Genomic DNA, 12618 nt, shown 5'->3' with positions numbered 1-12618 from the left:
TGAAGAGTACTCTATTGCGCTGCCATTTCTACGATTTCATTCGTGTACGCTGCATTCACATCAGCTGCTGCTTTGATCACCCCGAATTTGAGGGCGATATCAGCAGTCTGCTGGAATGCGGCAGCATCTGTATATCCCATTTTGGAAGCATCAAAGCCCTCCGGCTGAATCAGCTTAGCCACTTCGGTCATCATGGTCAGCTGGTGCTCACGGGTCGTACTGCCTTCTTCCGCCAGCTTCATCACACTGTCGACTGCCGCTTCCGGATCTGCAATAGCATCCGCCCAGCCCTTCAGGGAAGCCCGCACGAATTTGGCTGCTGTCTCCCTATTTGCCTCCAGCCATTCCTTGTTGGCGAACAGGTTATCCTCAAGCATCGCCACGCCTTCATCATTCATGTCAATTACATTCAGCTCCTCTGCTTTGACGCCCGATTCCAGCACAACCTGATATTCGTTGTAGGTCATGGCTGATGCCGCATCAATTTCGCCACCGAGGAACTGGTCCATCGTGAAGCCTTGCTTGGTGAAGTTCAGATCCTTATTAGAATCCAGTTTGTACTTATCAAAGAGAGCCAGAATCTCAAACTCATTGCCGCCCATCCAGTTGCCGACCTTCTTGCCCTTCAGATCTGCCGGTGTGCTGATCCCAGCATCCTTCTTCGAGACCAGCACCAGCCCGCTCTTCTGGAAGATCTGGGCGATCTGCACCAGCGGCATTTCCTGCTCCTGGCTGGTCAGCAGACTCGCTACCCAGTCCACGCCGATATCAGCCGAACCGCCGGCAACCTGCTGCTCAGGCACGATATCCGGGCCGCCGGGCAGAATCTCCACATTAAGCCCTTCTTCGGCATAATAGCCTTTGTCCTGGGCCAGGAAGTACCCGGCAAACTGTGCCTGCGGCACCCATTTGAGCTGCAGCTTCACCGTGACCGGATCGGCCGCCGGTGCAGCAGTTGCCGCCGCTTCCGGCGAAGCTGTGGCTGCCGCACTGCCACTCCCGGCTGCCGGAGCATTGTTATTCCCTCCGCAGCCTGCCAGCAATGAAACCATCGTAATCACCGCCGCCACCATTAACCCGCCGTGAAATTTGCTCTTCTTACCCTTCATCCAGCAACTCCCCCTACCCGTTTGAGATTAGTAATCCGGCCAAACACAGCATGGCTGCCGTCTTGTTGCTCTATGCATACGGTCATGCGCTGACAGCTTCTCTATATCCCGTCAGCACACAGCCGGATGTAACAGATTCAGGGAGTTCTTCATCACTTGCACTGCCGCTACGACCGCCGGGAGGGATGCCACCTGATGAACACCTTTTCCAGGCGCTCCACAACCAGATAAAAGACAACTCCGGCGATGGCTGCCAGCACGATACAGGACCAGCCGAGCGGCATTTTCGCCACCTTGATAGAGTTGGAGAGCAGATACCCAAGCCCCCGCGAGGAGAAGAAGAACTCCCCGACTATCGCTCCGATCATACTTGCCGTGGCATTGATCTTCAGGGCAGTGAATACATAAGGCAGGCTGCTGCGAATCCGCAGGTAGCGGAATACCGCCGGCTTGCCTGCTGCATAGGAATGCATCAGATCGAGCGCCAGCGGATCTACAGCCGCCATGCCCTTATAGGCGTTGATCGCCATCGCCGCCATGGTGGTCGCTGTAACAATAGCGGCCCGCGAGCCGATGCCGTCGCCGAACCAGAGATTCATGATCGGAGCAAGCGCCACGATCGGCACAGCATTCAGCGCGGCCACCATCGTCAGGCTGCCTCCGCCCCAGCGGGGCCAGGCGGTTGCGGCCAGGGCAATCAGGAAGCCGCAGGCCGAACCGATCAGCATGCCGAGAACCGCCTCCGCAAGGGTATAGCCGGTGTAGGAGATCAGCAGGCTGAAGTTATCCCGCATCGCCTCCGCAATGGCTGAGGGCAGCGGCAGCTGATACTTTTTCAAATCAAAGATCTTATGGAACACCTGGTACTCCCAGAGGAGCAGGAATGCAACTCCGGCCAGCAAAGGCAGAAACACACCGCGGTTCAGCAATTTCATAGACCTTCGTGGATTGTTCTGCTGTAGAGGTTCTGTCAGATTAACGTTGTTAGGAGAATGTTGAGGATGCTCGGCTGAAGAAAACTGAATAGAATCAGCCCCTTTACCGGCAGAAGCGGCGGGTCCGGCATCCAGCACAGGACTGCTCTTCATCACTGGCCGCCTCCCTTCGGACGGAATTCCGGCTGCCAGGGAGCCGCCAGACGTTCTGCCAGACTCATCAGCCAGTAGCTGGCCATACCGAGCAGCGCACCGACCAGTACAGTGGACCAGAACATATACGTATGCGACGGGCCGTAATAAAGGTTACGGAGCATGATGACACCGATGCCGTGCTGCGCACCCATCAGCTCAACAAGGATAGCCCCCGTTACGGCCAGCGGGGCCGCAATCTTCAGCCCGCTGAACAGTCCCGGCAGTGCCGCCGGGAAACGCAGCTTCCAGTATACAGCCCAGGGCTTCGCAGCATACGAGTGCATCAGCTCCAGCGCCGAAGGATCAACACTCCGCAGACCGCGCAGCATATTAAGCGCAACCGGAAAGAAGGTAATGTAGCCGGAGATAATAATCCGCGACACCTGCTCATCGCGTACTATGCCGTAGATAATCGGCGCAAGCCCCAGGACCGGTATCATCTGCGAAGCAATGGCATACGGGAACGCTAGCTGTTCAATGGTCCGGGACAGGCTCATCAGAACAGCTAGCAGTACACCTGCCAGCGCTCCAATCAGAAACCCGACACCTGCATTGCCAAAGGTCGCTCCCCCTTCCTTCAATAAAGTACCGCTGTACTTCCACAGGGTAGAAGCCACTTCATGCACATACGGCAGCTTGGACTGGGCCAGCGGTGTCCTGGCCACGTTAAGCAGCCACCAGGAGACAGTCTCCCAGATTACCAGCAGGCCGAAGATCCAGACGAGGAGCGGCAGCAGACGTCCCCGCATAAAGGCATTGTTCTGCTTCATGGCTACACCCCTTCGAAGCTGTCGCGGATGCGGGCGATCAGTTCAAAAAACTGCGGGCTGTTCCTCATCTCTGCTGTACGCGGACGCGGCAGCGGAATATCAACAACCGCCGACAGCCTCCCGGGATGCGGAGACAGGACAAACACCCTGTCCGACAGGAAGATCGATTCCGGGATGCTGTGCGTAACGAAGACAACGGTGCTCCGGACTTTACTCCAGACAGAGAGAAGCTCTTCATTTAATCGCTCACGGGTAAACTCATCCAGCGCAGAGAACGGTTCATCCATGAGCAGAATCTCCGGCTCCATCGACAGCGCCCGGGCAATGGCTACACGCTGCTGCATCCCTCCGCTGAGCTGCCAGGGATATTTATCTGCGAAGCCCTGAAGACCGACAAGATCCAGCAGCTCCAGCGCCTTATCTTCACGCTCGGACTTCTTCACGCCCATCAGTTCAAGCGGCAGCATAATATTATGTTTGACCTTCCGCCAGTCATAGAGCACCGGACTCTGGAATACTATTCCGTACTTCCGGGCCAGCCGGGCCTCTTTTGCACTTTTGCCTGCTACCATAATATTCCCGGCGGTTGGTGTTATAAGATCTGCCATCAATCTCAGCAGTGTAGTTTTTCCGCATCCGGAAGGCCCCAGCAAAGAAACAAACTCCCCTTTGGCAATATTAAGGCTTACCTGATGCAGTGCAAGCACATCGGCCGTTTCGGCCCTGTAACGCATTTCAACGTTTTCCAGCTGTATTTCAGGAATCTTCGTCGCAACTAATGACATTCCCGGTTCCCCCTTCATCCCTGAATGCATTTAATGTTAATTAACATAACACAAAATACCTAAAAAACGTCTACTTAATTACTTCATGTATGATTTATTAACATGGTACACTTTGCTCTTCAGAGCTACATTAGACAATTCGTAAAATTGACTCCGTGAAATTCCGTCACTTTGTCTAGGGGGCCCTTTGCATTGTTAATAATTGAACTTTGTGCCGATAAAGATAGTATCTATCTTATATCGCTCCTTGCAGGGCGGTATCTGCATCTGTACGGCTGATATGATATCATTTGAATGTATCCATTCTTACCCGGGAGACCTGTTACCAATGTTCATAGCCCATCTCAATACATGGAGGCGCCATCTATGCAATCCATGATTTCAAATTATATAATTATCGTCTCTATTTCAGGTGTGCTGAGCACATTACTCGCGCTGTTCGCCTACTACAGGAAGACTGAATTTTCCGGCCTCAATGCCTTCATCGTAAGCTCAGCCGCTTCCGCCATATATACATTCGGCTTCGCCCTGGAGCTGTCCGGAAGCAACATGCGGGAAATCGGGCTGTGGATCAAACTGGAGTACCTTGGAATGCCCTATATAGCTCCCTCAAGTCTGCTTATGATTATGCATTTCGTAGGTCTGGAGCGGCTGATCTCCAAAAAAATGCTGACCATTCTGTATTCAGTACCCGTAATCTCCACCCTGCTTGTATGGACTAACGAATATCATCATCTGTTCTATCAGTCGATTTACTTCCGCGAAGGTGCTCCTACCCCTCTCGTGGATGTCGTTATGGGCCCCTGGTATATCGTCCAGGGCAGCCTGACCTTCGGCTGTATGCTGACCGGTATGTGCCTGATTGTATGGCGGTGGAGCCGGATGCGCCGGGTATACTTCCGGCAGATGCTGATTATCTTCATTGGACAGTTCCTGCCCGCATTAGGCGCATTTCTCTATCTGGTTGACCTGACTCCTTACGGAATAGATCCCGTGCCCGTCATTATGAGCATCACCTCGACTCTGTATATCTGGGCTATTCTCTCGCGCGGCATGCTTACCGCAGCCCCGATTGCCCGGGAGAATCTGTTCGAGAGCATGCGTGACGGTGTGCTGGTTATGGACCTGGCGGACAAGCTGGTGGACTATAACCGGGCTGCGGCTGAGATGCTGCCGGACCTCAGTGCTGCTGCGATCGGCCGGCCGCTGGCCCAGCTGTTTCTGTCCGCCGGCCAGGAGGCTGTTGATTATGTCATGAATTCCAGCCCGCACGACACCGAGGAGCAGGAGCTGGCCTGGAATACAGGCGGCGAGATCCGTTATTACCAGATCCGCTCCTCCCCGGTCCAGAAGCAAGATGATCACCTGGCGGGACGGATGATTATGCTGATTGATGTCACAGAACGGACTCTGCTTCAGGAGAAGCTGCTGCAGCTTGCCACCATCGATAGTCTTACCGGCATCTATAACCGGACACATTTCATGGCGCTGAGCCGGCAGTTACTGCGGGAAGCAGCGGAAGAGGCTTCACCTTTCTCCATCATTCTGCTCGATATCGATTTCTTCAAGAGTATTAATGACCGGTACGGGCATCAATACGGGGATATGGCTCTGCAGCATGTGGTGGATGTATGCAGCCGGCATTTGCGTGAAGGTGATGTGTTCGGGCGTTACGGAGGTGAGGAGTTCGTCTTAAGCCTGCCCGGCACCAGCCTGAAGCAGGCGGCCGGCATATCCGATCTTATCCGCAGTGACCTTGAGCGGAGTGTATTCTACACATTGTCCGGACCGGTCAATATCACGGCAAGCTTCGGTGTAACCGAGGCCGGCCCCAGCAATGGTTCACTGGAGGAATTGCTCTCTGAGGCCGACCATGCCCTGTACGCTTCCAAGCGGGGCGGACGCAATGCCGTGCATTTATCCAGCGGCTCCTCTATTGTCCACTTCACGTCAGTGTAAAGAGCTGCCTGCCGGCTGATTTTTGCAGGACGCACACAAACAGCCCCCTCATAGCCGGCTTCAGGCCGGCAGAGGCGGGCTGTTCTTTTTTTAAATGATTCCGCCGAAGTATATCCTTTTCCACTTTTGGTGATAACAGCACCCATAGCTCCCTGAATTTGCGGCATTCATTAACCGCCCTTGTTTGTCCTGATATGTTTTCAGTTTAATAAGAGTTAGCCGCTATACATCTTCCGAACAACCTGTGCAGACAAGGAGGGCTTACAATGATTAAGATCGGGCTGACCGGCTTTGGCGATCATGAGGAGCTGTACGGCAAACTCAAACCGGCCGACCGGCTCTCTGCATATAGTGCACATTTTTCCATCGTTGAAATCGACAGCTCCTTCTATGCAGTTCAGCCGGTCAGGAATTACATCAAATGGGTAGACCAGACACCCGCGCAGTTCCGGTTCATAGTGAAGGCCTATCAGGGAATGACCGGACACCTGCGCAGCAACAAAAATTATTACGATACCACGGAGGAAATGTACCGCGCCTTCCATACCTCCATTGCCCCCGTGCGCGATGCCGGCAAGCTGGCGATGACGCTGTTCCAATTCCCGCCCTGGTTCGACTGCACCAAGGACAATGTCGCGTTCCTGCGCGAGGCCAAGCAGCGGATGCGGGATGTGCCTGCAGCGGTTGAATTCCGCAACGATTCCTGGTACAGTCCGGAGCTGCGCAGCAGAACCCTGCAGTTTCTTGAACACGAGGGCTGGATTCATACGGTAGCCGATGAACCACAGGCCGGTTCAGGCTCCATTCCAATTGTTCCGGTTGCTACCCGGCCCGATATCACCTATGTCCGGCTGCACGGCCGCAATGTTGCCGGATGGAGCCAGAGCAGCCATCCCGACTGGCGCGCACTGCGCTATCTGTACCGCTACAGCACGGAAGAGCTGACTGAATGGCGTACCCGGCTGCTTGCGCTGGAACAGAGCTGTAAGGAAATCTACGTCGTTTTTAATAATAATTCTGCCGGGGATGCCACCCCCAACGCCAAGGAGCTGCAATCACTGCTTGGCATTGACGGCGGACTCGCCCCGCGCCAGCTCGATTTGTTCTCATGAATTCCATAGATCTACATAAGCGCTATAACTATAAAGGAGGCCATACCGGATGAAGAGAAACCATACGATGATGCAGTTTTTTGAATGGCATGTTGCGGCTGACGGAGAGCACTGGAAACGGCTGGCCCAAATGGCCCCGGAGCTGAAGGCGGCGGGAATTGATTCTGTATGGGTCCCTCCGGTGACGAAGGCAGTCTCTGCCGAGGATACCGGCTATGGTGTCTACGATCTGTATGACTTGGGTGAATTCGATCAAAAAGGAACTGTACGCACGAAATACGGAACGAAGCAGGAACTGGTCGACGCCATTGCCGAGTGCCTGAAGAACGGCATCGCCGTCTACGTCGATCTGGTCATGAATCACAAGGCCGGGGCTGATGAGACAGAGGTCTTCGAGGTCATTGAGGTTGATCCGAATGACCGCAATAAGGATATTTCCCAGCCGTTCGAGATTGAAGGCTGGACCAAATTTAACTTCCCGGGACGCGGCGATGAGCATTCCGCCTTCAAATGGAATCACACCCACTTCAATGGCACTGATTTCGATGCCAAAGGCAGCCGTACCGGCGTATTCCGGATTGACGGCACCCATAAAGGCTGGAATCAGAATGTCGATGATGAATTCGGCAACTACGACTATCTGATGTTCGCCAATATTGACTACAGCAATGAGGAAGTCAAGAATGAGATGCTGGCGTGGGGCAAATGGCTGGTTGATACGCTGCAGTGCAGCGGCTACCGCCTGGATGCGATCAAACACATCAACCATGAGTTCATCAAGGAATTCGCGGCGGAAATGAAGAAAAAGCGCGGCGAGGACTTTTACATCGTCGGTGAATTCTGGAATTCCAATCTGGAGGCCTGCCGTGAGTTTCTGAACACTGTTGATTACCAGATCGACCTGTTCGATGTATCGCTGCATTACAAGCTGTATTCCGCTGCCCTCGGGGGCAGGGACTTTGATTTGCGGCATATTTTTGAGGATACGCTGGTGCAGACGCATCCCCTGAATGCCGTGACCTTCGTAGACAACCATGATTCCCAGCCGCATGAAGCGCTGGAGTCATGGGTCGGCGACTGGTTCAAGCAAAGTGCCTATGCGCTGATCCTGCTGCGTCGGGACGGCTATCCGGTCGTCTTCTACGGGGATTATTACGGTATTGGCGGGCCTGCTCCGGTAGACGGCAAGAAGGAGGCTATCGATCCGCTGCTCTGTGCACGCCACAGCAAAGCCTACGGTGATCAGGATGACTACTTCGATCATCCAAACACCATCGGGTGGGTGCGGCGCGGCGTCACGGAGATTGAAGGTTCTGGCTGCGCTGTAGTAATCTCGAACGGAGACAACGGAGAGAAGCGGATGTTCGTCGGTGAGCAGCGGGGCGGCGAAAACTGGACTGATCTCACCCGTAACCGCGGAGAGTCGGTCACGATAGGGGAAGACGGCTGGGCGGTATTCCCGGCGAATGGCGGAAGCGTCTCAGTCTGGGCTTTGCCTGACCCGGAGACCGGAGCGGATGACGCGGATTGAGGCAGACACAGAGCTGATTTATGGAGAGTCTTATATTTCAAACAAGGCGATTCCCGCAGGCCTCACGGCCGGGGAATCGCCTTGTTGTGCTGTATATTGCAGTTACCGGCTGACCGTGGATTTGTCCCCTTCGGCCCAGCCCCCGGCATCACTGTTCAGAATACGTTCGATCGGATAGACCTTCCAGACCGCGGTTACTACCGCCGAGCATAAGACCGCCTTAAGCAGATCTCCGGGAATGAACGGCCACATGCCTGCAGTCAGCGCCTTTGCCAGCGAGTTCATATCCAAAGAATGAGCCAGCCACCATACACCTCCAGGGTAAACAAGCAATACACCGAAGAGGATATTGACCATCAGCAGCTTAGCGAAGGTATATTTATTATGCTTGAAGCGCTGGGCGAAGAAGCCGATCAGATAAGCCACGAACGGCCAGGAGAAAATATAACCTGCCGTCGGGCCGGTCAGCACGGAAAGCCCGCCGCTTCCGCCCATCGCCCGGAAGCCTGCTGCTGTAAGTCCAATTACGATCAGTACCGAGAGTGATCCGTAGCGGGCACCCAGGATAGAGCCGGCCAGCATGACTGCCAGCGTCTGCATCGTAATAGGCACAGTGGAGAAGGGCAGTGAGATCTTCAAATAGCTCAGGGCTATCATAACTGCGGCGAATAAGGCGCTGAATATCAGGCCGCGAGTCGTCCATTTCTTCATTGGCAGGATTACCCCCGTTTTTTAGGATCACTATAACATCATCCCTGCGGATACATCAATCCTTAATTCTTTGCTATAATGGGTAGCGATTGTTGACTAGAGCTCTAAGGAAAGCAGGCATGATGATGATCAGGGCGGATAATTTAACCTTGTCTATGCGGGATGGACAGCGCAGGCTGCCGGTCCTGCAAGGGATTAGCTTACATATCGGACGGGGCGAATGGGTTGCGCTCACCGGCGCCAACGGCTGCGGCAAAACCTCGTTAATCCGTACCTTCAACGGCCTGAATACGCCGTCAGGGGGCAGTCTGTCTGTAGCCGGGCTTGATCTGCGTGTCCCGGCGAACCGCGCTGCGGTCAAGCAGTATGTCCAGCTGGTATTTCAGAATCCTGAGTCGCAGACGGTAGGCACTACCCCCTGGGAGGATATCGCCTTCGGGCTGGAAAACCGGGGACTGGAGCGGAGTGTGATGATTACGCGGATTAATGAGGTTCTGCAGCAGATCGGGCTGGCCCACAAAGCAGAGGCAGATGTCGCCACGCTGTCCGGCGGGGAACGCCAGCGCCTGGCTGTAGGCAGCTGCCTGGCCCTGGAGGCTGAGCTGATTATCTTCGATGAAGCGACCTCCATGCTGGACCCTGCCGGAAGGCAGGATATTCTGGAGCTGGCCCGGGAATTATGGCGCAGGGGCACCGCTGTGCTCTGGGTAACCCAGCGGATGGAGGAGCTGGCAGAGAGCCCGCGGATCATGGTTCTGGGCGGCGGACAGCTGCTCTATGACGGCAGCCCGCGCAATCTGTTCTACACCTCGGAGCTGCCGGAGCAGCTAGGCTGGACTCCGCCCCCGGCAGTCCGGATCGGGAAGCTGCTGCAGGGACAGGGCTGGCCGCTCCGGCAGCTGCCGCTTACCGGGCCTGAGCTGGAGGGGCTATGGTGAGAATCCAGGCGGAGCATCTCTTCTTCCAGTACGATGGCGGCAAGCAGGTTCTGCAGGATATCTCCCTGAATATCCGTGAAGGGACGCTGAACGTTCTCTGCGGCGTTAACGGCAGCGGCAAATCTACACTGCTGCGCCTGCTCGCCGGGCTGGAACGGCCGGCCTCCGGCACAATCACCTTCACGGAGGTGGAAGGTACAGACAAACGGACCGGAGCTGCCGTATCCATGGTGTTCCAGCAGCCGGAGACCCAGCTGTTCGCAGGCAGTGTACATAAAGATGTCGAATACGGCCTGGCGGAGCATGGCGTGCCCAAGGCACAGCGCAGTGATATGATCCGCTCGGCGCTGGCCGGAACCGGGCTGCCGTATGAGGAATACGCCGGGCGCTCGCCTTTCCTGCTCAGCGGCGGGGAGAAGCGCCGGGTCTGCATAGCCGGCGCTCTCGCCCTGCAGCCCGGGCTGCTGATTCTCGATGAGCCGACCGCGGGACTGGACCCCCAGGCTGCCCAATCATTGCTTGCGCTGGTGCAGGAACTGCGGGGAAGCGGCCTGACACTGATCATCGGCACGCATGATCTGGACAGCTTCCTGCCGGTTGCGGACAGGGTAATTGTTATGAAGCAGGGAGCCGTCCATTATGACGGCCCCGCACCAGCGCTGACTGCCGATCCGCAGCTGCTCCCGGATGCCGGTCTTACGCCGCCGGCCTACGCCTCGCTGGGAAGCAGCCTGCTGCAGCGCGGTTATCTTCATACCATGCCGGACAGTCTGGAGATGCTGCTTGATAGTCTGGATAAGCACCCCCTGCCCCTCCCGGTCAACGGCCGGGTTCAAGTACAGGTGCAGGCGGAGCCGGCCAGCGCGGATCACCCGGACCGGCAGGAATCCGCCGGAGCGGACCTGCCCTCCCCGGGAGCCGGGGCATCAGCACGGCAAACAGCCCCTCGCTGGTGGAGCTGGCAGGGGCTGGACCCCCGCGTCAAATGGCTGGGGATGCTGGCAGGTTCAATGACCGTGCTCGGGATGGATACCCTCCTGCCGCTGCTGCTGGCAGGAGGCCTGTTGGCCGGGCTTGGCGGTGCAGCAGGAATATCCCGGCGGAGGGCGCTGCGCTTCTTCCGTCCGTTCCTGCTCATGTTTCTGTTTCTCTGGCTGATGTCCGCACTCAGCTGGAGCGCGCCCGATTTCACGGTCGGGCCGCTCGGCTTCAGCACAGCTGGAATGCTGAGCGGCGGAATCAGCGTACTGCGGTTTCTGCTGCTTATCGCGCTCGGCTTCCTGTTCACCGAGACCACAACCGGCATGCCCTTGCGCGAAGGGCTGGAATGGGGCATTGCTCCGCTGAAGGCGCTTGGAATAAAGACGCGCAACTGGTCGCTGGTCGTTTCCGTGACACTCCAGTTTATCCCCTGGATTATCGGCAAGCTGGCCCAGCTGCAGCTTGCGCTGAGCTCACGCGGAAGGCCTGCACACGGCTTAAGGCGCTGGTCTCCGCGGCAGATCGCCCTGCTTATTGTGCCGCTGCTGATTCTTGTCCTGGGTATGGGGGATGAGCTGGCTACAGCTATTGAATCACGGGGATATGATCCAGCCAGGCAGCGTACACCAGCCTACCAGCTGTCATGGAGCAGACGGGATACACTGGCTGCCCTGATCATTCTTGGCACAGCGGCACTGCTGTGGTGGATAGCGCAGCTTAGCTGAGCGTGTAGCTGAGCATATATTCCAGATGCGGGCTGTCTGCCTCGATGCCCGGATCATTCATGGTCCAGGCGCCGGCAATCCCCAGCTCCCGGCAGGCCAGCTCGAAATTGCAGGCGGCAATGCCGATATCAATCCGCTGCATCTGGAATCCCAGCTTGTTGCCGCTGTAATTAGGCGTATGCAGCAGATAGAAATGCACCTGCCGGCGGTCTGGAGACATCACGAGCCTCCATGGCTGCTTGTTGGAGGCAGACGGGCCGATCCGCACCATCTCCAGGGGAACGGCCAGCTCTCCTGCCGCTTCAGGACTTAACGGCTGGCCGAACCTGCTGTCGCAGAACAGATCCTTCCACGGCTTCTTATTGTCCGCCTTAACCACATAACGCATCGTAGTATCGAGCAGCCGCTGCTTCTCCCGCGCATATCCAAGCGGGGTAATGCAGGGGATGATTTCCCCTTCGGCAAGCTCAAGCTCACGGGCAAAGGACTTGCGGTTGAAGGTTCCGCCGATCCAGCAGGTTCCCAGCCCCAGCCCGGTGGCATGCAGAATCAGCTTTTGAAAGGTGTAACCGAACTCCAGCAGCGCCAGCTTCTCATTCCGCACGGAGCCTACCAGGTATGCCTGCGGATTAACAATAATTCCGTAAGCCCCCAGCTTCATGCCTTTCCCTTCGCCTGCCCCGTTCTTGGCCCAGATCCATTCGATGCCCGGGACTCCGCCAAATGGCCCGCGCAGATTCTCTTCCGCAGCCAGATATTCCATAATTGAGGCATGGGCTGCCGGAGCAATCGGCGTAACCTCATAAGTACGTACCGATTTACGTTTCTCCATAATTTCAAGTACAGCATTCACCATCTTCGTCCGCC

The 12618-nt window shown here is 56.1% G+C and carries 11 protein-coding genes; 5 read left to right on the top strand and 6 right to left on the bottom strand.

Annotated elements, in window-relative coordinates; translation table 11 throughout:
• Positions 1-11: 11 nt before the first annotated feature.
• From LOS79_RS26580 to LOS79_RS26565, 4 genes are all read right to left on the bottom strand, one after another.
• On the bottom strand, positions 12-1109 hold the full coding sequence (locus LOS79_RS26580; RefSeq protein ID WP_315413625.1) for an ABC transporter substrate-binding protein: 1098 nt from the start codon (positions 1107-1109) through the stop codon (positions 12-14).
• Between the two features lie 167 nt (positions 1110-1276).
• The gene (locus LOS79_RS26575) at positions 1277-2197 is read right to left on the bottom strand and encodes an ABC transporter permease (RefSeq protein ID WP_315422466.1); all 921 of its coding nucleotides are present in this window, start codon (positions 2195-2197) and stop codon (positions 1277-1279) included.
• Complete coding sequence (locus tag LOS79_RS26570) at positions 2197-3009, bottom strand: ABC transporter permease (protein ID WP_315413624.1); 813 nt, start codon at positions 3007-3009, stop codon at positions 2197-2199. Before LOS79_RS26570 ends, LOS79_RS26575 begins: the two co-directional genes overlap by 1 nt.
• Before the next feature lie 2 nt (positions 3010-3011).
• On the bottom strand, positions 3012-3794 hold the full coding sequence (locus LOS79_RS26565; RefSeq protein ID WP_315413623.1) for an ABC transporter ATP-binding protein: 783 nt from the start codon (positions 3792-3794) through the stop codon (positions 3012-3014).
• A 366-nt stretch (positions 3795-4160) separates the two neighbouring features.
• Here LOS79_RS26565 and LOS79_RS26560 point away from each other — a divergent pair, with 366 nt between their 5' ends.
• From LOS79_RS26560 to LOS79_RS26550, 3 genes are all read left to right on the top strand, one after another.
• Positions 4161-5753 (top strand): histidine kinase N-terminal 7TM domain-containing diguanylate cyclase, encoded by a 1593-nt coding sequence (locus tag LOS79_RS26560; protein ID WP_315413621.1) that lies wholly within the window; start codon positions 4161-4163, stop codon positions 5751-5753.
• 266 nt (positions 5754-6019) lie between these two features.
• Positions 6020-6865, top strand: a complete 846-nt coding sequence (locus LOS79_RS26555; protein WP_315413619.1) for a DUF72 domain-containing protein — start codon at positions 6020-6022, stop codon at positions 6863-6865.
• 49 nt (positions 6866-6914) lie between these two features.
• On the top strand, positions 6915-8396 hold the full coding sequence (locus LOS79_RS26550) for an alpha-amylase (protein WP_315413618.1): 1482 nt from the start codon (positions 6915-6917) through the stop codon (positions 8394-8396).
• Positions 8397-8498: 102 nt separating this feature from the next.
• Here LOS79_RS26550 and LOS79_RS26545 read toward each other — a convergent pair whose 3' ends face one another.
• Complete coding sequence (locus LOS79_RS26545) at positions 8499-9107, bottom strand: biotin transporter BioY (protein ID WP_315413617.1); 609 nt, start codon at positions 9105-9107, stop codon at positions 8499-8501.
• Positions 9108-9226: 119 nt separating this feature from the next.
• Between LOS79_RS26545 and LOS79_RS26540 the strand changes: the two genes are divergently transcribed.
• Positions 9227-10045, top strand: a complete 819-nt coding sequence (locus LOS79_RS26540; RefSeq protein ID WP_315413616.1) for an ATP-binding cassette domain-containing protein — start codon at positions 9227-9229, stop codon at positions 10043-10045.
• Positions 10039-11751, top strand: a complete 1713-nt coding sequence (locus tag LOS79_RS26535) for an ATP-binding cassette domain-containing protein (protein ID WP_315413614.1) — start codon at positions 10039-10041, stop codon at positions 11749-11751. The genes LOS79_RS26540 and LOS79_RS26535 overlap by 7 nt, the downstream gene beginning before the upstream one ends.
• Here the strand turns inward: LOS79_RS26535 and LOS79_RS26530 are convergent.
• Positions 11744-12583, bottom strand: coding sequence for a nitroreductase family protein (locus tag LOS79_RS26530; protein ID WP_315413612.1), 840 nt, complete (start codon positions 12581-12583; stop codon positions 11744-11746). The two genes, LOS79_RS26535 and LOS79_RS26530, sit on opposite strands and share 8 nt — an antisense overlap.
• Between the last annotated feature and the right edge of the window lie 35 nt (positions 12584-12618).

Source organism: Paenibacillus sp. MMS20-IR301 (assembly GCF_032302195.1).
Taxonomy (GTDB): domain Bacteria; phylum Bacillota; class Bacilli; order Paenibacillales; family Paenibacillaceae; genus Paenibacillus_AQ.
This window is presented reverse-complemented; position numbering and strand designations above follow the sequence as displayed.

What these genes read in the sequence shown, in the direction of transcription:
- LOS79_RS26535 (WP_315413614.1), top strand. Translation starts at nt 10,039, where the DNA reads ATGGTGAGAATCCAGGCGGAGCATCTCTTCTTCCAGTACGATGGCGGC.
- LOS79_RS26570 (WP_315413624.1), bottom strand. Translation starts at nt 3,009, where the DNA reads ATGAAGCAGAACAATGCCTTTATGCGGGGACGTCTGCTGCCGCTCCTC.
- LOS79_RS26560 (WP_315413621.1), top strand. Translation starts at nt 4,161, where the DNA reads ATGCAATCCATGATTTCAAATTATATAATTATCGTCTCTATTTCAGGT.
- LOS79_RS26565 (WP_315413623.1), bottom strand. Translation starts at nt 3,794, where the DNA reads ATGTCATTAGTTGCGACGAAGATTCCTGAAATACAGCTGGAAAACGTT.
- LOS79_RS26555 (WP_315413619.1), top strand. Translation starts at nt 6,020, where the DNA reads ATGATTAAGATCGGGCTGACCGGCTTTGGCGATCATGAGGAGCTGTAC.
- LOS79_RS26575 (WP_315422466.1), bottom strand. Translation starts at nt 2,197, where the DNA reads ATGAAGAGCAGTCCTGTGCTGGATGCCGGACCCGCCGCTTCTGCCGGT.
- LOS79_RS26540 (WP_315413616.1), top strand. Translation starts at nt 9,227, where the DNA reads ATGATGATGATCAGGGCGGATAATTTAACCTTGTCTATGCGGGATGGA.
- LOS79_RS26550 (WP_315413618.1), top strand. Translation starts at nt 6,915, where the DNA reads ATGAAGAGAAACCATACGATGATGCAGTTTTTTGAATGGCATGTTGCG.
- LOS79_RS26530 (WP_315413612.1), bottom strand. Translation starts at nt 12,583, where the DNA reads ATGGAGAAACGTAAATCGGTACGTACTTATGAGGTTACGCCGATTGCT.
- LOS79_RS26545 (WP_315413617.1), bottom strand. Translation starts at nt 9,107, where the DNA reads ATGAAGAAATGGACGACTCGCGGCCTGATATTCAGCGCCTTATTCGCC.
- LOS79_RS26580 (WP_315413625.1), bottom strand. Translation starts at nt 1,109, where the DNA reads ATGAAGGGTAAGAAGAGCAAATTTCACGGCGGGTTAATGGTGGCGGCG.